Origin of the sequence: Streptococcus sp. Marseille-Q3604 (assembly GCF_916619785.1) — a bacterium.
GTDB lineage: Bacteria > Bacillota > Bacilli > Lactobacillales > Streptococcaceae > Streptococcus.
The window spans coordinates 188,405-212,827 of the sequence record NZ_CAKAKM010000002.1; the positions used below are offsets into that span (position 1 = coordinate 188,405).

A 24,423-nucleotide genomic window follows, 5' to 3' on the forward strand; every position below is an offset into this window, starting at 1 on the left:
TTTGAAGTTTTTTTACTTCTCGTGTTCGCCGCCCCTTCCGAAACAGCTTATTTATAATATCATCTCTGACTTATCTTGTCAATAACTTTTTTAAGGTTTTGGAACCTTTTCAAGTTTGTGGCAAGTCTGTTAAGACAACTTTTATATCTTAACACCCAATTTAGTTATTGTCAATAGGGTTTTTAAAAAAAAATAAAGGAAGCACGTTTCTCAACCTACTTCCCTTTTTTATTATTTAGCTTCAATCAGACCGTAGTTACCGTCTTCTCGTTTATAGAGAACATTAGTTGTATGATCTTCGCTATCAGTATAGATAAAGAAGTCATGACCCAACAATTCCATTTGAAGGATGGCTTCTTCAACATCCATTGGTTTCAACTCAATGTTTTTAGTTCTTACAACTTCAACAGCTGGTGCTTCTTCAACTTGTTCGTTATTAAAATCAGCTGAGAATACTTCTCCTGTTGGAACTTTTTCACGATGCTTACGTGCAATTTTTGTTTTGTTTTTACGGATTTGTCTTTCAATCTTATCAACCACTAGGTCAATAGAACCATACATATCTTGCGAAACATCTTCTGCTCTTAGTGTTACAGAACCTGTTGGAATAGTAACCTCTACTTTAGCTGTCTTTTCGCGATAAACCTTAAGATTTACACGTGCATTCAATTCTTGGTCTTCGTTGAAGTATTTTTCAACTTTGCTAAGTTTACTTTCAACATAGTCACGAAGTGCTTCAGTTACTTCGATGTTTTCGCCACGGATACTATATTTAATCATAAAAGACCTCTTTCTCGCTTGTTAGCGTTTTCTTTATCTTTATTATATCCTTTTCATGAAAATTTGCAAGGATTTTTATTATCTAGCTAGTGAAAAGGTCAAAACTTCTTTAATACCTATACCTTCTAACAGTTGAACCATCTGATATAAAGTGGAACCCGTTGTATAGATATCATCCACTATAATAATCTTATCTGGTGGATTTATACCTTCCTTGAGACAGAAGGCATTATCTTGACTTAGACGCTCCTCGCGTGTTTTTGAGGATTGCTTCTCAATATCTCTTTTCTCAAAGATATCCCGATAGGGAATTCCCTCTATCAATCCCTCAACTTGGTTGAATCCTCTTTCTGCCAAGCGTTCTTCCGATAATGGGACTGGCACTATGGTATAACCTTTCTTCAAAAATGGTTCTAAGTTGTTTTTAATATCTTGTTGAAATATTTTTCTAAGACAATAGTCTCCCATAAATTTATAGCGACTAAAATACTCTTTCATATTTTCTTCATATCGATAAATAGCAAGGTGCTTAGGAATATAGCCTTTTTTCATCCAAAGTTTACAATCAATACAAGCATCTCCATATAACTCTTTATTACAATTTTGACATCTTTCTTTTGAGAGGTTTTTAAACTGATGCTTACAAGGTCGGCAAGAATACTCTTTTCTTTGGTTAAACATAATGAGATCTCTTAATTTTGGTAGTGATTCAATCCAGTCATTACATAGTAGACACTTCATTGTTAAATCCTCCTTTTTTATTCATAACTTTTATTTCTTCTCGACAACGAAGCATAGATTTGGATAGTCCTTCATGAAAGAAATAAAGCTTCCCTGTCGGTCTTTCTGGAGATCTTCCAACTCGACCTCCTATCTGAATAAGACTCGAACTAGTGTATAAGTGATGATTTGCCATGCAAACAAAAACATCTACTTGTGGAAAGGTCACACCACGCTCGAGGATCGTTGTTGTCACTAAAATGGATAACTCTTTTTCTCGGAACTTCTCTACGGTAGCTGAACGCTCCTCACTTTTTGAGGAAACAAAGTCCATTTTTTCATCTGGAAGATAGTTTTGTAGAATGCTAGTGAACTTTTCACCTATCGCTATATTTGGAAAAAATATTAATAGAGGGAATTTGGATTTACGTTGCTTTTTAATCTGATAAACAAGAGGTCTTGGAAGCTTGCCTCTCATTAGAGATTTTTGTAGTCTTCCCTGCCAGCAGAATTTAGGAAGTACTAAAGGATTTCCATGGAAACGTCTAGCAAGGTGATGCTTTTCTAAAGATCCAAGTCGCACTTGCTCCTCTAAAGATAATGTAGAAGTCGCTGTTAAATAAATATAGCGACCGGTTCCCTTCTTTGCCTGCTCCACAGCATGATTTAACATGACATTTCCTACAAAAGGGAATGCATCAACCTCATCAACGATAACCAAGTCAAAGTTCTGGTAAAATTTTAGTAGTTGATGGGTGGTAGCTATTACAAGCGGACTACCATCATATGGTTCACTCTCAGCATGAAGCAGAGAAATACTACAAGTAAAATCCCTCTGCATACGAAGAAATAACTCTCGACAAACATCAACCCGAGGACTTGCGATAGCTACATTACCTTTACTTTCAAGAACATAGGCAACGATTTTATAAATCATCTCGGTCTTCCCAGCACCAGTCACAGCATGTACGAGGCTGTCTTTCTGTTTTTGATATGTTTCTAAAAGCTTCTCTGAGACCTCAGCTTGATAGGGAGTCAGTTCCCCCAACCACTTCAAAACAGGAAATTCAATTTCAGATGTTTTTGAAGGAAAATAATAAAGTTCTTTTCCTTCTTGGTTTCTGCCAAAGACAATACATGCTCTGCAATAATACTGACCTTCCGGTAATTGCCAATCTTCCTCTATCTGACTGTAACATCTTTTACATCTAAGTTGTTTATCGACCTTTATCATGCTTTCTAATGTAAAAGCCTCTGAGTGATAGTCCACTGGCAACTGTTCTTTCGTAAATAGTCGTCCATAATATTCTTTAGGTACCATATCTTTCTATTCGAAAATATGTTTGAATTCATCTTTTTATGATAAAATTTTTTTTATGGATTACAAAACTATTGCCAACGATGGAATCGTTGAAGAAGAAATAAAAAAATCTCGTTTTATTTGTCACTTGAAACGTATTAGTAGTGAAGAGGAAGGAAGAGAGTACATCGCTCAGATAAAGAAAGAGCATCACAAGGCCAATCACTCTTGCTCTGCAATGATTGTTGGAGATGATGGTCAAATTAAGCGTTCGAGTGATGATGGCGAACCTTCTGGAACAGCTGGTGTGCCTATGCTTACTGTTCTAGAAAAACAAGGACTTACTAATGTCGTAGCTGTTGTGACTCGTTATTTTGGAGGAATCAAACTTGGGGCAGGTGGTCTTATCCGCGCTTACTCTGGTAGCGTTGCCCATGCTATTGAAGAAATTGGTCGAGTGGAAGTCAAGGAATTAACAGGACTAACCGTAGAGTTAACCTACTCTCAGTACCAAGTTTTCTCCAACTTCCTTGAAAAAGAAGGACTCCAAGAATTTGATACAACTTTCTTATCAGATGTTTCTACTACTTTATTTGTCGAAGAGTCTGAGATTAAAAGACTCAGTCAGGAACTAACCGAATTCTATCAGGGGAAAGTTAATTATGAAAAATCTGGAAAGAAAATCGTTGAAATCCCTATCTGATAGTCAAACGTTATCACAGTGATAAAGAAGATGTATTTTACAAGTTGAGCCTACCGTCGTATACTTAAAACCATCAATCAAAGATTAAGAGGATTTTAAATATGACAATTTACAACTCAATCACTGAACTTGTTGGAAAAACACCTGTTATTAAACTTAACTCTATTGTTCCAGAAGGATCAGCAGATGTTTACGTTAAACTCGAAGCCTTTAACCCTGGTTCTTCAGTTAAAGACCGTATTGCTCTTCGTATGATTGAAGATGCTGAAAAAGCTGGTACGATTAAACCTGGTGATACCATTGTTGAACCAACTTCAGGTAACACTGGTATCGGTCTCGCTTGGGTTGGTGCTGCTAAAGGCTATAAAGTTGTTATCGTAATGCCTGACACAATGAGTGTTGAACGTCGCAAAATCATCCAAGCTTATGGAGCTGAACTTGTATTGACTCCTGGTAGCGAAGGAATGAAGGGTGCGATTGCTAAAGCTAAAGAAGTTGCTGCTGAACGCAACGGTTGGGTACCACTTCAATTTGCCAACCCATCAAACCCAGCTGTCCACGCGGCTACAACTGGTCAAGAAATTCTTGAAGATTTTGGTGCAGAAGGTTTGGATGCCTTTGTTGCTGGTATCGGTACTGGTGGTACTATTTCAGGTGTTTCAAAAACCCTTAAGGCTGCTAATCCAAATATCAAGGTTTACGGTATTGAAGCTGACGAATCTGCTGTCTTGAATGGTGATAAACCAGGACCACACAAAATCCAAGGTATCTCAACTGGTTTCATTCCTGACACATTGGATACAAAATCATATGACAGTGTTGTGCGTATTCCTTCTGATGAAGCTATCGCAACATCACGTACATTGGGTAGCCAAGAAGGTTTCCTAGCTGGTATCTCATCAGGTGCTGCTATTGCTGCCGCCCTTAAGGTTGCTGCTGAACTTGGTGAAGGTAAGAAAGTCTTGACACTCTTGCCTGACAATGGTGAGCGTTACCTCTCTACAACACTTTACGATTTTCAAGACTAATAAAAAAGAAGCTAGAACATAATGTTCTAGCCTCTTTTTATTGTATAAAGTTCAAGCCTGTAGTTCATTAATTACTAGAAATAGCAAGGATAATAATCTCATTTCCACTGAACTGTTCCTACAAACTTTCTATTTTTGGGGATAACTGAAATCTAAAGAATTTGTTTTATCTTTTTTATTAGTCTAACTCTTTTGCTTCTGTTTCTGCAATTTCAGTAACTGTAAATCCTGCTTCTACAAAAACCTTCTTGAGTTGATCAATTCCAATCTCTCCTTCAACTTGGAGTTCGACACGAAGTACAGTTTCATTTTTAGGTGCAACAATTGTACGTTCGATGTTGAGATTCTCACTAGCGATAAGGTTCGCAATTTTTTCCAAAACACGTGGAGTATCTGGAACTTCCAACCCAATACGAATTCCAGCTTGACCATAACCAGAAATTTCCAAGAAAGCACGAAAGACATCTTTATCTGTGATAATTCCTGAAATTTGGTCATTGTCCACAACTGGAAGCACTCCAACCTTATTTTGAAGCATGATATAAATTGCATCCTCAAGGCTAGCATATTTGGAAACAGTGAGGACATTCTTAATCATGATATCTCCTACTTTTGTCTTATTAAGGAGATAGTTCATTTCATAAATTGACAAGCTTGTTGCTTTTGATGGTGAAGCCTCCGCCATTGTACCTTCTGTAATAAGCCCAACAAGTTTATCGTGTTCAATTACCGGCAAACGACGCAACCCTTTATCACGCATAATATCTGCAGCTGCTGCAACTGTTGTTTCTGGTGAGATATAAACCACACGTTTCGTCATAAAATCTTTTACTGCCATGTTTCATTTTCCTCCGAATGATTTCTTACTTGTATTATACCACACAAATTGTAACCGATTGCAATATTTTACTGAAAAATTAGTATTTTACAATCAGTATGAGACGATAGAAAAACGCCCTTGGGCGCTTTTTCTTATCCTCCAAGATAGGCTTTACGAACTTCATCTGATGCAAGAAGTTCTTCACCAGTACCTGAAAGAACCACTTTACCAGTTTCAAGAACGTAACCACGGTCTGCAATTGACAAAGCCTTATTGGCATTTTGCTCAATCAAAAGAACGGTAGTCCCTTGTGCCTTAATATCTTCGATAATATCAAAAATTTCCTGAATAAAGATTGGAGCAAGTCCCATTGAAGGCTCATCCAAAAGCAAAAGTTTTGGACGACTCATAAGGGCACGGCCCATTGCAAGCATTTGTTGTTCACCACCAGAAAGTGTCGCTGCATCTTGATTCTTACGTTCTTCTAGGCGCGGGAAACGTTGGAAGACTTTTTTCAAGAGAGCTGCGTTCTCTTCTTTATTTGTATGAAGGAAAGCTCCCATTTCAAGATTTTCCATTACGGTTAATCCTGCAAATACATGACGTCCCTCAGGTACTTGAGCTAAACCTTCAGCAACAATCTTACGTGCAGGTGTTTTATGGATATCATTTCCGAGATAAGAAATGGTTCCCTCAGTTGGACGAACAAGACCTGAGATTGTACGAAGAATTGATGTCTTACCTGCACCGTTAGCACCGATTAGAGTTACAACTTCACCTTCATTAACTTCAAAGCTGACGTTTTTAACAGCTTCAATAGATCCATATTTAATTGAGAGATTTTCAACTTTCAACATAGCCATTATGCTTCACCTCCCAAGTAAGCTTCAATAACGCGTTTGTTATTCTTAATTTCATCAGGTGTTCCTTCTGCAATCAAGCGTCCGTATTCCAAAACATAGATACGCTCAGTAACATCCATGACCAAACTCATATCATGTTCAATCAAGATGATTGTAATACCGAAGTCTTTTTGAATTTGACGAATATGAGCAGTCAATTCAGCTGTTTCTTGTGGGTTCATACCCGCAGCTGGTTCATCAAGGAAAAGGATTTTTGGTTCTGTTGCAAGCGCACGAACAATTTCCAAATGACGTTGTTGTCCGTAAGCCAAGTTTTTCGCAAGTGTATCTGCCTCTCCATCCAAGTTGAAGATAGCCAAGAGTTCCATAGCTTTTGCTTTTAACTCTTCCTCACTTGAATAGTACTTAGGCAAACGCAAAAGAGATGCAAAGAAATTTGAAGGTTGCTTATTTGACAAACCAACAAGAACATTTTCAAGTACAGTCATGTCTTTGAAAAGACGGATATTTTGGAAAGTACGTGACAAACCGAGTGAAGCGATTTTATAAGGTGCTTTACCATTTAGGACTGTACCGTCAAGTGTAACCGTTCCTTCACTTGGCTCATAGACTCCTGTCAAAAGGTTGAACAAGGTTGTTTTACCAGCACCATTCGGTCCGATAAGCCCAACCAACTCACCTTCATTGAGTTCCATTGAAACATCACCAACGGCAGTCAAACCACCGAAGTTTTTAGTTAGATTTTTAACTTCAAGAAGTGCCATTTTTATTTGCCCTCCTTAGATTTATTGAAGAATTTTGAGAGATAGAGTTCTTTTGTTCCAAGAAGTCCACCTGGACGGAAGAGCATTACAAGAATCAAAGCCAAGGCGTAAATAATCATACGAAGGTTTGAAACGTTTTGGAGGAACATGTTGATAATACCAAGAACAACAGCGGCAATGATAGTACCTGTGATAGATCCAAGACCACCAAGAACGGCAATGATAAGGTAATCAATTGATTTCATGATAGTGAAATCTTTTGGCACGACTGTACCGATGTAGCTGACATAAAGTGAACCAGCAATCGCTGAAATCATGGCACCAATAACAAAGATAAGAACCTTCATTTTTGTGACATTAACACCCATTGACTCAGCAGCAATTTCATCTTCACGAAGAGTGATTGCTTGACGTCCAGTTGCTGAACGCAAGAAGTTAAGTACCAAAATTGTAATGATTACCACAAAGAAATAAATTACAGGCCAACTTGTATAAGGAAGGATACCTGTCAAACCAGCGGCACCATTAGTCAATTCACCACCATTAACGATAATGATACGGATGATTTCAGCCATACCAAGAGTCGCAATGGCAAGGTAGTCCCCTTTCAAACGAAGGGTAGGTAGACCAAAGATAAGGGCAACAATAGCTGCGATGATGACACCGACAACCATTGAGAGGTAGAAACCGTCATATGTTGGCATCATACCAGTGATGATAGCTGATGAATAGGCACCAATTGCCATGAAACCAGCTTGTCCAAGTGTAAATTGTCCTGAGAAACCAAGAACCAGGTTAGTACCAAGTCCCATAAGGATTGAGATTCCAATCCCCATTAAGATTTGAATGTAGTAAAGGTTCATGATACCTGAAAGTTCAAGACCTTTCAAGATAAGGAAGAGTCCAATGATAAGACCAAACCAAATAAGGTTTACTTTTAGATTTTTCTTCATGTCTTACACCTTCTCTTTCACATTTTTACCGAGGATACCCGCTGGGCGAACCAAAAGGATAACGATCAAGACACCATAAACGATGGCATCACGGTAACTTGACAAACCAATTGCAGTTGATAATGTCTCCAAAATACCGATAACAAATCCACCAAGTGCTGCACCAGGGATAATACCGATACCACCAAGAACGGCAGCAACAAAGGCTTTAATACCTGGTGTCATACCCATAAGAGGTTCGATAGAGTTATAGTAAAGACCAATAAGGACACCCGCTGCCCCTGCTAGTGATGATCCAAGAGCAAAAGTGAAGCTGATAGTATTATTAACATTAATACCCATCAATTCAGCTGCATCACTGTCTACAGATACGGCACGCATAGCTTTACCCATCTTAGTCTTTTTAACAATCAATTGAAGAGCAACCATAAGGACAAGGGCAACTACCAAAATAAGCAATTGCACATTTGTTACAGAGATTGATCCAAGATGATAAGTCTTAATTGCAATCTTTTGAGGGAATGAACGTGTATCTGCACCTACAAAGAGAACCATGATGTACTCAAGGAAGAATGAGACACCGATAGCCGTAATCAAGGCAGAAATACGTGTCGAATTACGGAGTGGGCGATAAGCCAAGAACTCAATGACAACCCCTAAAATCGCACAGACAAGCATAGCAAAGACAAGGGCAACCCAGAAATTCATTCCGAGGCTATTAATCGCATAGTAACCAACGAAGGCACCCATCATATAGATGTCTCCATGGGCAAAGTTAATCAATTTGATAATCCCATAAACCATGGTATATCCAAGGGCAAGTAGGGCATAGATACTACCCAAGATGATACCATTGACTAGTTGTTGGGGAAGTTGTTCAAAAAACATATATAACCAAACTTTCTAGTTCATTTTTAGTATAGATAACAGATTATTTTTCAATTTCAACAGCTTCCGCTGAAACCTCTTCACCATTATCTCTTTTAACCATAAGAGCTGCTTTAATAGGGTTATGATCCTTATCAATCGTCATTTTACCTGTAACCCCGACAAAGTTTTTCAAATTTGCTAAGTTATCAGCAATATCAACTGATGTTTTCGCATCTTTTGATGCTTCTGCAATCATATAAACAGAATCATAAGCTAGAGCAGCAAACATATTTGGTTCAGTTTTGTAAGCTTTCTTATACGCTTCGATGAAACCTGATGCCTTGTCAGAAAGTGCAACTTGTGTTGAATATCCTGATACATAGTAGACGTTTGAGGCATTCTTTTTACCTGCAAGCTCAGTAAATTTCGCATCACTGAATCCATCAGGTCCAAGGATAGGTTTATCAATTCCTAAGTCACGTGCTTGTTTAGTGATAATACCAGTCTCAGTATAGTAACCAGGCATTACAATCGCATCGTAATCAAGGTCTTTAAACTTAGTCAAGGCTGACTGATAATCCTTGTCCCCTGAAGCAAAGGTAGCTTCCGTAACAATTTGACCTTTATATTCACGTTTAAACTCATCCGCAATACCTTTGGCATAATCTGAAGCATTATCATAGTAGAGAACTACTTTCTTAGCATTCAAATTATTGTAAGAATAAGCTGCCAAAACTTTACCTTGGTAGCTATCTTTAAAGGTTGTACGGAAAACGAATTTCTTCGTACCTTTGGTATCTACCGTAAGGTCATCCTGCGTACCTGAAGGTGTTAACAAGGGAACCCCTGTTTTTTGTGATACGAGGCTAGCCGCAGCAACGGCACCTGATGTCGCAGGACCAACAATAGCATTTACATTGCTTTGAATAGCCAAGTTGGTTGAAGATGTTGAAGCTTCAGCATTTTCAGATTTATTATCTTTTGTGACGAGTTCAAGCTTTTTGCCATCAACGCCACCAGCTTTGTTAATTTCATCAACAGCCAACTTAATACCATTCTGCTCTGCCTTACCATAGGCCGCAACGGCACCTGTCAACTCCATGTTAACACCGATTTTGATAGTATCCCCAATCTTAGTACCATTGGCATTAGCAGTCACATCTGGTGACTTACCACAGGCAACCAAGAAAATGGATGCAAAAAAGGCTAACACAATAAGTGTGATCTTTTTAGACATAAGATTTCTCCTTAATATTTTCTTAAAAAAGTCCACCTTATAGCTTACAGAATTATCAGACAATTGTCAACTACACTCAACTAAGCTTTAGTCCCAGTAATCGTTTCCATTACTTTAAGAATAACTCTTTAAAAAGAAAAAAACTTTTCTCTTATTAAAGAGAAAAGTTCTTAAACGGTTCAGGGACTGAGGTGTCATAACGTTCCAGACTCCCCACAAAGTCCATATCAATCTCAGGATAATAGGAAGGCAGAACTTTTTTTACTGCTTTCATTCCTTCGAGCTCTTTCAAAATATCCTCGACCTTATCCTCATCTACATAAAGGTGCACATAACGCATCTTAAAAGAATGGTAGACAACATCCCCAAACTTGGCAATTTTACGTAAGTCTCTATTGTAGTATAAATAAACAATAATGCCTTGACGCTTAATCATGACTCATCTTCTCCTTTATGTTAGTGTCTCCCTTTTTATGATGTGGTTTATGAGGGGCAAGAGGTAGCCCAGTATCAATAAAAATCTGGTCTGAAACAGCTTGGGCAATCTCCTCACCAAGATTGGCTAAAATAGACTGTAAATCAAACTCTGTCTGACGATAGCCAATAACCACCTCGTTTAAATCAATTTGACGCTTCATTCTCAAAACCTGACGTTTCAACTCTCTCACATCTGGTCTAAAAGCCTCATACGACTTAGCATCATCATAGCTATCTTTTAATTCTTGAAATGCAAAGAGTTGCTCTTGAAGTTCTCTGTCATTTTCGAATTTCTGGCGTTTCAAACGATAATTCTCTACCTCAGGTAGCTTTAGAAAATACGAAACAAGACAATCTATAGCTTGATCAATAGCAAGCAACTCCTCATTGATTATTAACATGTTTTCTATTATAACACAAAAAGCCAGATGAAACGGTCCTTATACAACCGATTTGCATCTGACTTTTATTTAAGACAAGCTCAGTCTATTTTAATTGGTTATTAGCCATGATTTCATCGATAAAGCCATATTCAAGCGTTTCTTGGGCACTCATCCAATTGTCACGTTCAGCGTCTACATGAACTTTTTCAATTGGCTGTCCAGAATTATCCGCCAAGATTTGCTCCAAGTTATTACGCGTTTTGAGCAAATGTTCAGCTGCGATAGCCATGTCTGTTTGTTGCGTACCACCACCAGTACCACCCATCGGTTGGTGAATCATGTACTCTGCATTTGGCAACATGAAACGTTTACCTTTGGTACCGCTTGAAGCGATAATTGTTCCCATAGATGCTGCCATCCCCATAACGATAGTCTGAACATCAGACTTGATGAAGTTCATTGTATCAACAATGGCAAGACCTGCCGAAACTGATCCACCTGGTGTATTAACATAAAGATAGATATCTTTTGTGTTGTCTTGAGCATCCAAGAACAAGAGTTGGGCGATAATTGAGTTTGCCATATTATCTTCAACAGGACCTGTTAACATGATGATACGATCCTTGAGCAAACGTGAGTAAATATCATAAGAACGCTCACCGCGTGATGTTTGTTCAATTACTACAGGAATCATATGAATCCTCCTTTTAATATTGTCTTGATGCTATTATATGATTTTAGTCAAATTAGGTCAAATAAAAAACATCATTCTTAGCACTCTTTTCAAAAGAGTGCTAAATCACTCTAAAACAATTTCACTTGAAACTTATTAATCTAGTAAAAAAAGGGAAATTTTCCCTTTTTCAACCTATTTTGTACCAAATAGACGGTCACCTGCATCTCCAAGACCTGGAACAATATAACCGTTTTCATTAAGTTTCTCATCCAAAGATGCTGTGTAGATATCGATATCTGGGTGAGCATCTTGCAATTTTTTGACACCTTCTGGTGCTGCAACCAAGCAAACAAACTTGATATTAGCTGCACCACGTTTTTTAAGTGAGTCTACTGCCAAGATTGCTGAACCACCAGTCGCAAGCATTGGATCTACTACAAAGATCTGACGTTGATCAATGTCTTCTGGTAATTTAACTAAGTACTCAACTGGCTCAAGAGTTTCCTCGTCACGATACATACCAATATGACCAACTTTAGCTGCTGGTACAAGGCTAAGGAAACCATCGACCATACCAATACCCGCACGAAGAATTGGAACAATCGCCAATTTCTTACCAGAAAGTTGTTTTTGTACAGTTTTAGTAATTGGTGTTTGAATTTCAACCTCTTCGAGAGGAAGGTCACGAGACACTTCGTAACCCATGAGCATAGCAATTTCATTAACTAGCTCACGGAAGTCCTTAGTAGAAGTATCCTCACGACGGAGGATTGAAAGTTTATGTTGAATCAGTGGATGTGAAATAACTTGAAATTTACCCATAATAGTTTCTTCCTTTGCTTTATATTCACTCCATTATATCAAAAAGGCAAAAAAAACGCTTGCTTTACTGCAAACGTTTTTGAAAAGGATTATTTTTTAGGCAAATGAATCTTTCCTGTGACCAAACCATAGCCAAGAAGAGCTAGACTTGCAATTGCTGCAAAGATAGTCGCCAAGATTGAAAGAATGTTGCTCTTTGAACCTTCTGAATCACTTGGTGTCTTAGGAGTCGTAGCAAGTTTGGCAGCAACTTTAGTATTGTTGTCTTTACTTGACTCATCAGACTTAGTTACTTCATCAGCTTTAGCGACTCCGTGAGACTGAACTTCCTCTTCAGACTTAGCTGGTTTTGGAGCTTCTGTTTCAGTGACAGACTCTTCTTTAACAGGAGTCGTTGAAACAGTTGGTCCAGTTGCTACAATAGCCTCTGGTACTGGTGACGCAATCTCTGTAGCTTGAGCTACTGGACGACGGTCACCCACAGAACTCTCTGTTGAAGGTTTCGCAGGAACCTCTACATGATGATCATCTGATGAATTATTATCATTAGATGGGCGGTCTGTGAAATAAGGGAACGGATTACGAACTGGAGAATCTGGATTCGTCGGCGTTGCTGGTTTATCTTCTTTATTAGTTGATGGTTGATTATTGTCTGCTGGTTTAGAAGGTGTATCTGGTTTGTTAGACTTATCATCAACAGAATGATTACCTTCTGTTGGATTTACTGGTGTTTCTGATTTATCTGATTTCTTGTCTTCACCATCTTTAACAGTTACAGTTAAGACACCGCGAGCTTCAGAAACGCCCGGTGAACCATCAACTGTAGGATAAGTATGTGGTTTAAGACCATAATCTGACACTGCATAATAATCTACGTTATAGTCCTCATTTGGCAATTTAGCACTGTTTTGATCGGCCACGTGTACCAAGCTTTCACTAGATTTATCCCAAATCCAGTCCCCTTGGTTGGTCATCTTAGGAAGAACTTCTGTAGTATCATCTTCATTCATCTTAATGAGGAAGCTTGGAGCCCATGTCGATTTATTCTCAGCACCAGCAATACCACCACGGTTAGTCATGTAAGAAGTTACCAAAAGAGTATCTGATGATCCTTCAACAGGAACCGCATAGTAAGAATAGGTAGATGTACGCCAGTCAGCTGGAACAGAGGCTGTCAAGACCACACCTGAGCCGTTAAGTGGACGGTATTTCCCACGGAGGCTGTCTGATACGAATCCAAGCATGACAACGTCATCACCGACAGCTTCACGCGCTGCTACAGTACCTTCAGCATCCGTAGATTTGTTGATACGTGAAGCAGTGAAGAGGTAATACTTGCCACCCATCTTAACAACACTTGGACGTTCTACTTCATCAGTAACCAAGTGGCTAGTAACAAGTGGTGTGTAAAGTTCAGCTACAGATGGATTTTTCTCATTGTCGTCAAGTTTCAAGATACCAATAGAACCATTTGCCCATGAAGCAAGGTTATAAAGGTGTTTATTATTGACAATATTGAGGAATGACTTAAGGTTAAAGGCGTCATCTCCTCCATAGTTTGACCAGTTGTAGATTTGTTTTTCGCCTTGGTAGTTTTCGTCACCTGTATTTGATTCGAAAATAAGGTAGCGGCTACCGTTATCTTCAATGATGTGTGGGTCACGAAGACAGTAGTTATCTGTACGGTCTGGATTTCCATCGTGGTTGTGGTCATCGTTGAAAGTACTCATGAATTTTGGATAACTTTGATAATGATAGTTATCCCCACCAAAGAGAATGTGGTCATTTTCAACTGACTTAATAACAACTTCGTCGTTTTCAACAGCTAGGTTAAGTGTAGCACTAGCCAATTGTTGCCAGTTCAATTTACCGCCACTAGTATCATTCTTAGTGTAGTAAAGTTGGATACTACCGTCAGAGTTTACCGTCGCTGAACCTGACCATTGTTGGTCATCTTCAAGGGCATTATAACCAAAGATTGGACCCGCATTTTTCCAATGCGTAAAGTCATTATCTCCGTATTTACTATAGAGCAAGTAAATGTGGTTTGAGTTTTTATTTGGTGCACCGGCCATTGAGATAACCAACTGATAACCGTTCCAGTTGCTTACTACACCTGACTCAGCATCTTGGACTGGCCAAGAATCCCAAACGTCGATTTCTTCTTTTTTCATCGTTTGGGCATCAACAGTGTTGAAAGCAGGCATATTGATGATTGTATCTGCTTTAAAGTAAGGAACTGCCAATTTGCTGTCTTGCTTCAAGAAGCTAGCAACGATATCTTTCAAGTTACGGTAAGTCAAGCTAGTACCTGTACCCTTGATAGCATCATCGCTAAAGTCAACTTTATTAAGTGCTTTAATTTCTTCCTCAGTCAAGGCAACGATTTGATCTGAGGTCATATTATCTTCAACAATAGACTTGATACGACCGTTAAGTTTGCTAAGGTTTGCATTAGCAGCGCTGTTTTCAGTAGGTTTAAGGGCTACTTCAGTATGTGTATCAGCTGTTTCTGAGCTTGCTGTTGAAGTTGGTGCTTCTACTGCAGCCTCTGATGTATGAGCTGGAGCAGAAACCGCAGCAACTGTTGATGAAGGTGTTGTTGCATCTGATGAAGATGTCACTACTGTGCTAGACGCCTTTTCTTCGACTACTGATGGAGTTGTGTTGCTTGGTTGTGTCTCTGTAACTGGTGTAGTTGTAACCTCTGAATGTGCAACTGAAGATTCAACTGCTTCTGAAGTTGCCACACTTATTGCTGTTTCACTGGCTACCGTTAGAGATGCTGTGCTTGTTTCTGGTGTTGCTGTCGCAGTAGCTACAGCTGGTGCTGTTTCTGTAACTTGATCAGCTTTTACCTGAGTGGCACCTAAAAATGCCAAGGTACCAACAAGTGCTGATGTTGCCCCTACTGCGGCAACCTTACGGATGCTATAACGCATCTTTTTGCACTCTGCTTGCTTTGGTGCTACTGTATTTGACTGTGAATTAACTGTACTATCCATATAAAACTCTCCTTTTAGGTTTTTACATGTTTTATTCTATCATTTTTTAATCTAAATTCCAATCTTTTTTTAATGACAAATTGATATTTTTTGTAAAAAACTATTTTTTTGTTAAAATAATAACTACAAAATAAGTAATTTTATCAGGAAATATCACTATATGGAATCAAAATATTCACCTCTAATTTTAGCTCTCGTTTTTTTAATTTTATTTTTTGTTTTTATAATAAAAAATGAGAACGCTAACAATCCTTCCCAAAAAACAAATAAGGTTTCTGTGAGTCAAACCTTTCATCTAGCATCTCATAAAGGATGGTCTAACGACCTACAGACTATCGTGTGGAATCAAGAAAAAAATTACTATGATATCTATTTTCTACACTCTGTGGATGGGGCTACTGATCCTTTTGGACCCAACGGTCAAGATTGGACACATACAACGACTAAAGATTTTATCACCTATAGTAAACAAGAGACTGCTATACCAGCAAAGGGGGGTGACTCTAAAGAAGGATGGCATTCTGCTTGGACAGGGAGTGTAGTCACAGATAGTCAGGGGATTTCTGGTATCCAAAACGAAGAACCTGTCGCCTATTTTACTGGACTCATGGATGATGGAAGCCAGGCAATCTATGCTAGTGAGTCAAACGACAAGGGAGCTAGCTTTACTAAAGCTTTAAAAGATGGTAAACCTTTATTGACAAAGGAACACTCCTATAACGGTAAAGATTTCCGCGATCCTTATGTCTTCCACTTCAAAGACAAATTACTCATGTATGTCGCTGAAGGTGACGCCTTAGGTGTTTATCAATCTCAAGATGGTATCAACTGGACCAAAGCAGATAGCAAGGGAGACTCCAAAATCCTACCCGAAACATTTTTTAAGGAGCGTAACTGGCAGGACAACGCTCCTATCGAGTGTCCCATTCTCAAAACAATGACAACAACTGACGGTCAGGAAAAGCAAGTTCTCTTTTTTGGAGCTAAGGATACAGCTTCAGGCGAAACAACTGGAACCTACTATACTGTAGGGCATTTAGATGGTAACGGCTTATTTATTGTAGATACAGAAACAAAACGCTTAGATCAAGGCTCAGACTATTATGGCGCTAACTTCACTGGAAGCGATCGAATTGAAGAAAGCAACCATAACCTTATCAGTCTTGGCTGGGTTGGTAATTGGAACTACTTCACGTCAGGCATTCACAGTGACCAAGAGGCCAAGAGTGATTTTCTAAAAACTATCGGATTTTACGCTACACCCAGAAAGCTACAACTGGATAAAGACGGTATTATTCAGTCCGCCCCCCTCTATAAAAATGAACAATTAACCCTCAAAAATCAAAACGGCAACATTTCGAGTCAAAGGCCACTCACCAGTGACAATAGAAAACCTTGGATTGATAAAAGTCACAATCAGAATGCTAATGGCCTTCTTGATCTTGCTGGAAAAAATAGTGCAGGATATTACCAACTGCATTTTTCAAATATTAAGAAAGAAGGAGGCTATATCTACATTGATATCTGGCAAGGCTCTGATTACGTTAAAATCGCCTACCAAATAACAAGTGGTACCTATCAGGTCTCTGCCTATGCTGCCGAACTGAATAACAGCATGGATGGTAGTCAAACTGCCTCTTCTTACTATTACGATGGTCTCTTAGGTAACGGTCAAGGTTATAAAGCTGACAGTCACTATAAGGAAACTGATAATATCACTATAACGCTTATTACAGACAATCGTAGCTTGGAAATTTTCTTCCCCAATGGCCAAACCTACACTCTAGCCAGATTTAATACCTCTGGCAGGCAGGATGTCAAGGTCTTCTCCACTCAGAAAGATCTTCTATTAAACTTGAAAATCTACGATGTACACTCATAACAATAATAAAAGTGATGCTGTTCGCATCACTTTTATTATTTTCCAAAGACAGAAACGAGACGTTTAACTCCTTCTGCAACAACTGTAGTTGGCGTAGCTACGTTAAAGCGGAAATGTTTTTCTCCTTCAGAACCAAAAGTAATACCGTCATTTAGCACTACCTTGGCTTCTTCTTTAAGCAAACGTCCATGCTCATTATGGTCTTGATCATAAGCTGAAAAATCAAGCCAGACCAAGTAAGTTCCCTCAGGTTTCATGACCTTGATATTAGTCTTTTCACTAAGTTCCTTGGTTAAAAGGTCAATATTAGTTTCAAAGACAGTTTTCAATTCCTCTAACCAAGGTTGCCCATAGGTCAGAGCTGCTTGGGTTGTAATCAAACCAATGGTTGGAATTTCATGTTGATTATTTGCCAATTGCTTTTGTTTAAAGGCTTTACGTAAGTCTTCATTTTCAATGATAGTAAAACTGTTTTTGGTACCAGCAATATTAAAGGTTTTAGTAGCCGAACTAAGCACCAAGGTAAAGTCCTTGTAAGCATCTGAAATGGTATTCATAGAGATGTGCTTATTCCCATATAGAGCTAAGTCTTGGTGGATTTCATCAGATACCAAGAGGACACCATGTTTCTGGCACAAATCTGCCACCTTAGTCAATTCTTCTTTAGTCCAGACACGCCCACCCGGGTTATGTGGGCTACAGAAAACATAAAGTTTAACATCATTCTCGACGATATCACGTTCCAATTGTTCAAAATCAATTTCGAAATGGCCATTAACCTTAACAAGACTATTTTCAATCAACCGACGATTATTCAAGCGGACAGAACGAGCAAAAGGTGGATAAACTGGTGTGTTGATGAGAACAGCATCACCTTCTTTGGTAAAGGCTTGAATAGCCGTTGAAATAGCTGGAACAACACCTTCAATGAGAACAATACTCTCTTTATCAACGACGTAACCGTGTTGATTTTTTTCCCAATTAATGATGGACTGATAAAGCTCTTCACTTGGATAAGGATAACCAAAAATATGTGTCTCAGCATAGTTGATAACTGCATCCCTAATCTCAGGAACAGGTAGGAAGTCCATATCAGCAACCCAAAGCTCAAGTAGTTCTGGATTACTTTCGGCTTCGTGCCATTTCATGGTATTTTGATCCAAGCGATTTGGTTGTGTTGTAAAATCATAACGTGTCATAGATAACTCCTTAAAGACTAAGGGCATTTTCCAAGTCAGCAATCAAATCTTGTGCTGCTTCAATACCAATTGAAAGACGAAGCAAGTCGTCTGTCAAACCATAGGAAGCACGCACATCACCTGGAATATCTGCGTGGGTTTGTGTCGTTGGGTAGGTAATCAAGCTTTCGACACCACCTAGACTCTCCGCAAAGGTAAAGACCTTTAGAGAATTGATAATGGTAGGAATCTTGTCTTGATTAGCCACTTTGAAGGAAATCATACCACCCTTGCCTGGATAGAGGACTTCCTTAACAGCTGGTGACTTTTCTAAGAAAGCTACAACTTCTTGAGCATTGGCTGTCGATGCCTCCATTCGAAGTTTTAAGGTTTTAAGACCACGCATGAGCATATAGCTATCAAATGGTGACAAGGTAGGACCAGTAGTATTGAGGTTATAATAAAGTTTATCGTAGAATTCTTGGTTGCTGGTCACAACAACACCAGCCAAAACATCATTATGCCCTGATAGATATTTAGTAGCTGAATGTACAACGATGTCAGCACCTTGAGTAATCGGGGTTTGATAGATTGGGCTATAGAAAGTATTATCAACAATCACCACCGCACCCTTGTCATGAGCAATTTTGGCCACTTTTTCAATATCAAACTCAATCATAAGTGGGTTTGTCGGTGTTTCGATGTAGACAATATCGGTATCTTCTGTAATAGCCGCAATCATCTCGTCTTCTGTATTAGTGTATTCAAAAAAGAAACGCCCTTCTTTTTCCTTGTCATTAAACCAACGGAAAGAACCTCCGTAAAGGTCACGTGCAGCTACAACCTTACTGCCTACTGGGAAAATTTCAAAGGCCAAAACAATGGCGCTCATCCCTGAACTTGTCGCAATAGCATAATCTGCTTTTTCAATAGCTGCAAGTGTTTTTTCCACTGTTGCGCGTGTTGGATTTTTAGTTCGTGTATAGTCAAAACCAGTAGAATGGCCAAATTCTGGATGTTGGTAAGTTGTTGAAAAATGAATTGGTGAAGCCAAGGCTCCTGTTGCTTCATCCGAATTGATTCCTGCGTGTGCCAAAACGGTTTCTAATTGATATTCTTGTGTCATAATGTGCCCTTTCTACATGGTAAAGTGGATATGCTCCATATCTATGACCTCTATTTTATCACTATTTTCTGAAAATAATGGTAAGTTCATCATACGGATTCTTGATAGTTAGTTATAGTTTATTTCTATAACCTAAAAAGACAGATAGATACTGACTCTAATTTAAAATAAGCCCAATTTTTGAGATTTTCGAAAGTAGGTTTTCAAGCATCAAAAAGTGCCTGAAACATTATCGTTTCAGGCGCTAAGAAATGATTTAAAAGTCTTGCTTCAATCTAAGGTATGCCACTGACTTACTTTTTATCAAATAAGCGATATCTGATTTCTTCCAAAGCCATAATAACAAACGGACAAGCAAGTAAATAGAGCCAATCATCAAGTCCAATAGGTGCAGTGTTAAATAACGTGTGGAAGAAAGGCACGTAAGACAGGAGGATAAAGAGGACAATTTCTAAAACAATCCCTAAGCTAATAATACGATTAGCAAATGGATTAACTTGGAATATAGACCCTCTACCTTTACGACTATTCATAGCCATACCAATTTGGGTAAAGATAATAGCACCTAAGGTCATAGTGGTTGCCTCTCGATAAAGAGGACCTGAGCTGGCCAAATGGTTTAAATTACCTTGATTAACCCAATAATTAAGGAAGAAAGCCCCCATAGCTAAGGCTGCTTCAATCAGTCCATACCAGACAAAAGCTTTAATCAATAATTGTCGATTGAGCAAGCGATCTGAAAGACGTCTTGGCGGTCTATCCATAACGCCCTCTTCAGGTGGTTCAACCCCCAATCCCAAAGCAGGTACCATATCTGTCCCCAAGTCAATAGCTAGGATTTGCATAACCGTTAAGGGAAGAGGTATGCGTCCCAAAGAGAACAAGAAGAAAGCAGAGGGTACGGCTTCTGGCGTGTTGGAATTAAAAATATAAGTCAGGAATTTTTGAATATTTCTATAAACTGCACGACCTTCTTCGACAGCATGAACAATAGAAGCAAAATGATCATCTGTTAAGATCATATCTGCAGATTCCTTGGCAACATCAGTTCCTGATACCCCCATAGCTACACCGATATCAGCTTTTTTAAGGGCAGGGGCGTCATTAACACCATCACCAGTAACAGCGACAACTTCACCAAGCTCTTGAAGGGCATTGACCACACGGTATTTTTGTTCAGGAGCCACACGAGCAAAAACGATTTCGCCTTTAAGAGCTTCTTTAAGCTGATTGTCATCCATACCAGCTAGTTCAAGGCCTGAAACAACACGCGCATCGTCTCCTTGTACAATTCCGATTTTCTTAGCAATGCTAAGAGCTGTCAAACCATAATCACCTGTCACCATGATAATACGAATACTAGCTCTATGGCATTTTTCAATGGCTTCACGCACACCCTGACGTGGCGGATCACTCATGGCAACCAAGCCTAGAAAGACCATATTGTCCTCCAAGGTCTGCATGTCCCACTTGTCTTCTCCAATATGCTCACTGTCTAAAGGTCTATAGGCCACTGCTAAAACACGTAAACCATCGCGAGCAAACTGGTCGTTAGCCGCAATGATAGCCTGACGCTCCGTAGCCGTCAATGATTTAATCATTCCTTGATTATCATAGTAGTCTGAGCAAAGCTCCATCACTTCTTTCGGAGCACCTTTGGTGATAGAAATATGCTGACTGCCATCCACTCCTACTTCAAGCTTATGCACTGTCGTCATCCGTTTACGATCAGAATCAAAGGGGATTTCCTTGAGGCGAGGGGCCCAAGTATGATTGTCATTTAAATTAATTCCTGCTTTTTCGGCGAGAACATTAAGACAAGCCTCAGTTGGATCACCTAAAATTGTAAAATTGGGATTATCAGCACTAGGAGCCACAACTTGAGCATTACTAGCCAAATGAGAGAAGCGGACCAAACGATTAAGAAGCTCATTTTCTTCAAGAGAAACAGGTCGTCCTTCCTGCTCAATCTGTCCTTCTGATGCATAACCTAGCCCAGTGACCTCATAACTGTCTGACAAGGTCCACAAGTGGTTAACCGTCATGGCATTTTGCGTCAAAGTTCCTGTTTTATCCGAACAAATAACAGAAGTTGCTCCCAACGTCTCAACCGAAGACAGTTTCTTAACCAAAGCATGGTCCTTAGCCATGCGCTGAACGGCCATGGCTAAAGATAGAGTAACTGTGGGAAGAAGTCCTTCAGGAATAAAGGCCACAATCATCCCCAATGCAAAAATAAAGGCTTGAGACAAAGGCTGATGGACAAATAGAGTCGCTGCCACCATAAAGAAGAGACCTACAGACACCGCAATAACTGAAATCTGTTTAGTCAAATGGTCTAATTCTTTCTGAAGGGGACTCTTTTCCTGAGCAAGATTCTGTGTCAAATCCGCAATCTGTCCAAACTCAGTTTTCATCCCGATAGCAGATACTATAAAATGTCCAGAACCAGAAGAGACAGTAGTCCCTGCAAATACCATATTGTCATACTCTAACTCAGTCTTGTCGGGAGTCAAATCTGCTTGATCTGACTTATAAATAGGATTAGACTCACCAGTGAGGGCAGACTGGTTAACCTGCAAATCTGTCACAGCGACCAAGCGTCCATCTGCAGAAATACGGTCTCCTTCTTCAATGAAAACCAAGTCACCTGGCACCAAGTCCTGAGCTAGAATCTTATCCTCCTTACCATCACGAAGAACTCGCGCATAGGATGGAAGAAGCTTATTAAGAGCTGCCGTAGCCTGACTCGCCCTATATTCTTGAATAAAGCTAAAGAGACCATTAATAATGTTGACCAACCAAATTGCAATCCCCAACTCTAAACTATGAGAAAGCATGGCGATAAAGCCACCAGCCCACAATAAGAGTGCCATAAGACTAGTAAAATGTCTGAAAAAGGTCAGCCAAATAGGCTCCTTCTTACTTTCCTTCAATTGGTTAGGGCCATACGTCGCCTGCCTCTCCTTAACCTCTTGTGAGCTCAAACCCTGAGGGCTTGTCTGCAAGACTTGGTAAACTTGTTCGGGAGGATAGGTCCCTAATTTTATATGTTCTTGTCTAGAATCAACCATAATCCTTTCCTCGATTCTAAATCATTAAAACGATTTCATTTTTTCACCCCTATTATACTCCTTTTTCAGAAAAGGTTGAAAAGAAAAAAACCAAGCCACATGACTTGGTTTAGATTTTATTTAATATGTAATTTAGCACGCAGACTAGCAGCTCGGGCACCAAGTAGTTGGTCAGCCATACGAGTTACAAGAGCAAGAACGCCGTAGACACCGATTCCAAGGCCTCCTCCAATGACCAAGTAAATCACACTACCCATACGGCTTGTTGGTGACAATACAAACTGGAACAACCAATAGAAGATCGCAACTGGAATAGCCATGAGTACCGTAAGGATACAGATGAGCAAGGCTTTTCTAAACACTGTCTTACGACTAAAGTGCGTAACAGTGTGGAGGTGATTATACATGAGAGCAATTGGAACACCTAAACCGATGGCTGTTGAAATAACCGGGCCAAGGGCTCCTAAGAAAATAATCAATGGCAGCTGTAGAATAGCCTTAACTAAAACCCCAATCGCAAAATAGTTGATAGCTTTGCGGGTTTCAAAGATTGCCTGAAGCATTGGTGCTAAAACGCTATACAAGGCCAAGAAAATAACTTGAATCAGACTGGCTACAAAGAGCAAGTGGGCCTGACTATCTGGCGCACCATAAAAGACTGTATAAAGTGGTTTAGCTAAAATCACTGATCCTACAATGGCAGGAACAATAAAGAGCAAAAGCAACTGTAAGTTATTAATAATCAGTTTAGCTGCTCCCCTAAGATCCTTCTTAACCATATTTTCAGTCAAGAGTGGAATCCCAACCCCAGCAATGGAGATAGCTACAGCAATCAAAATCATAGTAATCTTACTTGGGTTTGAAGACAAGTAAGCATAGAGAACCTGAAGCTGACTGTTGCTATAGCTTGTAAACTTCTCCATAGTACGGATAAAGGTCCATTGGTCAATCAACTGGAAAAGTTGAACTGCTGACCCAGTAATAATGAAAGGAATGGCTTCCTTAAAGGTTTCAATAACAATTGCAGTTGGATTGATATCCGGATGAACAGCCTGCTTGCCAAAAAGACTCTTGAGTTTACCCTCCTTCCAAAGGTAGAAGAAAAGCACCCCATAACTAGCCAACATACCGATAAAAGCGGCAAAAGTCGATTGGACAACTGCTGTCACATAATCGCCTGTCCCAATTTTCATGATGAAGAAGGTCGCCAACAGCATCCAAATAACACGGATAATCTGTTCCGCAATCTGACTCAAGGCATAAGGTTTCATGTTGTTAAAGCCTTGGAAAAAGCCTCGTAAAACAGACATCGATGGGAAAATAACAACTGCCCAAGAAAGACTACGCATGACGCGAACCAGATCCTCGTCTCCCCCAGAAAGGTAAGACATCCACGGCGAAGCAAAGTACATGAAAACGCCAAAGATAAGTCCGAGACCAATCATGTAATACAAGATACGCTTGAGTAAGAAGAAACTCGTCTCCATCTTTCCAAGTGTGTTGTATTTAGACACCTGTTTGGCAATTGCGACTGGAATACCTGCTGTTGAAATCAAGAGGAAAAGAGCATAAATATTATACCCTTGACCAAAAAGGGCATTGGCTTGGTCACCTTGTTTACCCATCCAAGCATACCAAGGAATAATGTAGAGTGCCCCCAATAGACGACTGATAATATTGGATGCTGTCATCCATGCCGTCCCTCTTAGCATCTGCTGCTGCTGTGTATCAGTTTTAGTTTCAGTCATAACTTTCTTTCTAG

General features: G+C 39.4%; 21 protein-coding genes. 3 read left to right on the forward strand and 18 right to left on the reverse strand.

What is annotated here, in order from left to right; all coding sequences use genetic code 11:
* Positions 1-231: 231 nt before the first annotated feature.
* The 3 genes from hpf to LG375_RS05220 form a co-directional block, all read right to left on the reverse strand.
* Positions 232-780: a ribosome hibernation-promoting factor, HPF/YfiA family gene (gene hpf / locus LG375_RS05210; RefSeq protein WP_002883786.1), complete on the reverse strand. Its 549-nt coding sequence runs from the start codon at positions 778-780 to the stop codon at positions 232-234.
* Positions 781-858: 78 nt separating this feature from the next.
* On the reverse strand, positions 859-1,521 hold the full coding sequence (locus LG375_RS05215) for a ComF family protein (protein WP_318779996.1): 663 nt from the start codon (positions 1,519-1,521) through the stop codon (positions 859-861).
* A complete protein-coding gene (locus tag LG375_RS05220; protein ID WP_225745440.1) occupies positions 1,502-2,821 on the reverse strand; it encodes a DEAD/DEAH box helicase in 1,320 nt (439 codons plus the stop codon). Before LG375_RS05220 ends, LG375_RS05215 begins: the two co-directional genes overlap by 20 nt.
* Positions 2,822-2,876: 55 nt before the next feature.
* On the opposite strand from LG375_RS05220, the gene LG375_RS05225 reads away from it, so the two are divergent.
* Together LG375_RS05225 and cysK are read left to right on the forward strand one after the other, a co-directional pair.
* Positions 2,877-3,503: a YigZ family protein gene (locus LG375_RS05225; protein WP_225745441.1), complete on the forward strand. Its 627-nt coding sequence runs from the start codon at positions 2,877-2,879 to the stop codon at positions 3,501-3,503.
* 101 nt (positions 3,504-3,604) lie between these two features.
* Positions 3,605-4,531 carry a cysteine synthase A gene (gene cysK / locus LG375_RS05230; RefSeq protein WP_002883742.1) on the forward strand — a complete coding sequence of 309 codons (927 nt, stop codon included), beginning with the start codon at positions 3,605-3,607 and terminating at the stop codon, positions 4,529-4,531.
* Positions 4,532-4,709: 178 nt separating this feature from the next.
* On the opposite strand, the gene LG375_RS05235 is transcribed toward cysK, so the two are convergent.
* From LG375_RS05235 to LG375_RS05285, 11 genes are all read right to left on the reverse strand, one after another.
* The gene (locus tag LG375_RS05235; protein ID WP_038675333.1) at positions 4,710-5,369 is read right to left on the reverse strand and encodes a CBS and ACT domain-containing protein; all 660 of its coding nucleotides are present in this window, start codon (positions 5,367-5,369) and stop codon (positions 4,710-4,712) included.
* Positions 5,370-5,503: 134 nt separating this feature from the next.
* On the reverse strand, positions 5,504-6,214 hold the full coding sequence (locus LG375_RS05240) for an ABC transporter ATP-binding protein (protein ID WP_002883761.1): 711 nt from the start codon (positions 6,212-6,214) through the stop codon (positions 5,504-5,506).
* Positions 6,214-6,978 carry an ABC transporter ATP-binding protein gene (locus tag LG375_RS05245; RefSeq protein ID WP_002886634.1) on the reverse strand — a complete coding sequence of 255 codons (765 nt, stop codon included), beginning with the start codon at positions 6,976-6,978 and terminating at the stop codon, positions 6,214-6,216. The genes LG375_RS05240 and LG375_RS05245 overlap by 1 nt, the downstream gene beginning before the upstream one ends.
* A 2-nt stretch (positions 6,979-6,980) precedes the next feature.
* A complete protein-coding gene (locus LG375_RS05250) occupies positions 6,981-7,931 on the reverse strand; it encodes a branched-chain amino acid ABC transporter permease (protein WP_002883720.1) in 951 nt (316 codons plus the stop codon).
* Positions 7,932-7,934: 3 nt separating this feature from the next.
* The gene (locus LG375_RS05255; protein WP_002883743.1) at positions 7,935-8,819 is read right to left on the reverse strand and encodes a branched-chain amino acid ABC transporter permease; all 885 of its coding nucleotides are present in this window, start codon (positions 8,817-8,819) and stop codon (positions 7,935-7,937) included.
* A 43-nt stretch (positions 8,820-8,862) separates the two neighbouring features.
* On the reverse strand, positions 8,863-10,038 hold the full coding sequence (locus tag LG375_RS05260; RefSeq protein ID WP_225745442.1) for an ABC transporter substrate-binding protein: 1,176 nt from the start codon (positions 10,036-10,038) through the stop codon (positions 8,863-8,865).
* 154 nt (positions 10,039-10,192) lie between these two features.
* Positions 10,193-10,474 carry a DUF2129 domain-containing protein gene (locus tag LG375_RS05265; protein WP_022496203.1) on the reverse strand — a complete coding sequence of 94 codons (282 nt, stop codon included), beginning with the start codon at positions 10,472-10,474 and terminating at the stop codon, positions 10,193-10,195.
* Complete coding sequence (locus LG375_RS05270) at positions 10,467-10,916, reverse strand: YlbF family regulator (protein ID WP_022496204.1); 450 nt, start codon at positions 10,914-10,916, stop codon at positions 10,467-10,469. Before LG375_RS05270 ends, LG375_RS05265 begins: the two co-directional genes overlap by 8 nt.
* Before the next feature lie 85 nt (positions 10,917-11,001).
* A complete protein-coding gene (locus LG375_RS05275; RefSeq protein WP_002883818.1) occupies positions 11,002-11,592 on the reverse strand; it encodes an ATP-dependent Clp protease proteolytic subunit in 591 nt (196 codons plus the stop codon).
* A 174-nt stretch (positions 11,593-11,766) separates the two neighbouring features.
* Positions 11,767-12,396, reverse strand: a complete 630-nt coding sequence (gene upp / locus LG375_RS05280) for a uracil phosphoribosyltransferase (protein WP_002883819.1) — start codon at positions 12,394-12,396, stop codon at positions 11,767-11,769.
* An 89-nt stretch (positions 12,397-12,485) separates the two neighbouring features.
* Positions 12,486-15,401 (reverse strand): glycoside hydrolase family 68 protein, encoded by a 2,916-nt coding sequence (locus tag LG375_RS05285; protein WP_225745443.1) that lies wholly within the window; start codon positions 15,399-15,401, stop codon positions 12,486-12,488.
* Between the two features lie 160 nt (positions 15,402-15,561).
* On the opposite strand from LG375_RS05285, the gene LG375_RS05290 reads away from it, so the two are divergent.
* The gene (locus tag LG375_RS05290) at positions 15,562-17,283 is read left to right on the forward strand and encodes a glycoside hydrolase family 32 protein (protein ID WP_225745444.1); all 1,722 of its coding nucleotides are present in this window, start codon (positions 15,562-15,564) and stop codon (positions 17,281-17,283) included.
* 35 nt (positions 17,284-17,318) lie between these two features.
* Here LG375_RS05290 and LG375_RS05295 read toward each other — a convergent pair whose 3' ends face one another.
* The 4 genes from LG375_RS05295 to LG375_RS05310 all read right to left on the reverse strand — a co-directional run bounded on the left by LG375_RS05295 (position 17,319) and on the right by LG375_RS05310 (position 24,409).
* The gene (locus LG375_RS05295) at positions 17,319-18,482 is read right to left on the reverse strand and encodes a MalY/PatB family protein (protein WP_225745445.1); all 1,164 of its coding nucleotides are present in this window, start codon (positions 18,480-18,482) and stop codon (positions 17,319-17,321) included.
* Positions 18,483-18,492: 10 nt separating this feature from the next.
* Positions 18,493-19,587, reverse strand: a complete 1,095-nt coding sequence (locus tag LG375_RS05300) for a cystathionine gamma-synthase (protein ID WP_037599041.1) — start codon at positions 19,585-19,587, stop codon at positions 18,493-18,495.
* 293 nt (positions 19,588-19,880) lie between these two features.
* Positions 19,881-22,661 carry a cation-translocating P-type ATPase gene (locus LG375_RS05305; protein ID WP_225745446.1) on the reverse strand — a complete coding sequence of 927 codons (2,781 nt, stop codon included), beginning with the start codon at positions 22,659-22,661 and terminating at the stop codon, positions 19,881-19,883.
* Positions 22,662-22,777: 116 nt separating this feature from the next.
* Entirely contained in the window at positions 22,778-24,409 is a 1,632-nt protein-coding gene (locus LG375_RS05310; protein ID WP_014633916.1) for a polysaccharide biosynthesis protein, read from the reverse strand.
* Between the last annotated feature and the right edge of the window lie 14 nt (positions 24,410-24,423).

Excerpts from the sequence above, each read along its gene's own strand:
- LG375_RS05285 (WP_225745443.1), bottom strand. The coding sequence starts at position 15,401 with ATGGATAGTACAGTTAATTCACAGTCAAATACAGTAGCACCAAAGCAA.
- LG375_RS05265 (WP_022496203.1), bottom strand. The coding sequence starts at position 10,474 with ATGATTAAGCGTCAAGGCATTATTGTTTATTTATACTACAATAGAGAC.
- LG375_RS05220 (WP_225745440.1), bottom strand. The coding sequence starts at position 2,821 with ATGGTACCTAAAGAATATTATGGACGACTATTTACGAAAGAACAGTTG.
- LG375_RS05235 (WP_038675333.1), bottom strand. The coding sequence starts at position 5,369 with ATGGCAGTAAAAGATTTTATGACGAAACGTGTGGTTTATATCTCACCA.
- LG375_RS05215 (WP_318779996.1), bottom strand. The coding sequence starts at position 1,521 with ATGAAGTGTCTACTATGTAATGACTGGATTGAATCACTACCAAAATTA.
- LG375_RS05295 (WP_225745445.1), bottom strand. The coding sequence starts at position 18,482 with ATGACACGTTATGATTTTACAACACAACCAAATCGCTTGGATCAAAAT.
- LG375_RS05240 (WP_002883761.1), bottom strand. The coding sequence starts at position 6,214 with ATGGCTATGTTGAAAGTTGAAAATCTCTCAATTAAATATGGATCTATT.
- LG375_RS05310 (WP_014633916.1), bottom strand. The coding sequence starts at position 24,409 with ATGACTGAAACTAAAACTGATACACAGCAGCAGCAGATGCTAAGAGGG.
- cysK (WP_002883742.1), top strand. The coding sequence starts at position 3,605 with ATGACAATTTACAACTCAATCACTGAACTTGTTGGAAAAACACCTGTT.
- hpf (WP_002883786.1), bottom strand. The coding sequence starts at position 780 with ATGATTAAATATAGTATCCGTGGCGAAAACATCGAAGTAACTGAAGCA.
- LG375_RS05245 (WP_002886634.1), bottom strand. The coding sequence starts at position 6,978 with ATGGCACTTCTTGAAGTTAAAAATCTAACTAAAAACTTCGGTGGTTTG.
- LG375_RS05260 (WP_225745442.1), bottom strand. The coding sequence starts at position 10,038 with ATGTCTAAAAAGATCACACTTATTGTGTTAGCCTTTTTTGCATCCATT.
- LG375_RS05290 (WP_225745444.1), top strand. The coding sequence starts at position 15,562 with ATGGAATCAAAATATTCACCTCTAATTTTAGCTCTCGTTTTTTTAATT.
- LG375_RS05250 (WP_002883720.1), bottom strand. The coding sequence starts at position 7,931 with ATGAAGAAAAATCTAAAAGTAAACCTTATTTGGTTTGGTCTTATCATT.
- LG375_RS05300 (WP_037599041.1), bottom strand. The coding sequence starts at position 19,587 with ATGACACAAGAATATCAATTAGAAACCGTTTTGGCACACGCAGGAATC.
- LG375_RS05225 (WP_225745441.1), top strand. The coding sequence starts at position 2,877 with ATGGATTACAAAACTATTGCCAACGATGGAATCGTTGAAGAAGAAATA.
- LG375_RS05255 (WP_002883743.1), bottom strand. The coding sequence starts at position 8,819 with ATGTTTTTTGAACAACTTCCCCAACAACTAGTCAATGGTATCATCTTG.
- LG375_RS05270 (WP_022496204.1), bottom strand. The coding sequence starts at position 10,916 with ATGTTAATAATCAATGAGGAGTTGCTTGCTATTGATCAAGCTATAGAT.
- upp (WP_002883819.1), bottom strand. The coding sequence starts at position 12,396 with ATGGGTAAATTTCAAGTTATTTCACATCCACTGATTCAACATAAACTT.
- LG375_RS05305 (WP_225745446.1), bottom strand. The coding sequence starts at position 22,661 with ATGGTTGATTCTAGACAAGAACATATAAAATTAGGGACCTATCCTCCC.
- LG375_RS05275 (WP_002883818.1), bottom strand. The coding sequence starts at position 11,592 with ATGATTCCTGTAGTAATTGAACAAACATCACGCGGTGAGCGTTCTTAT.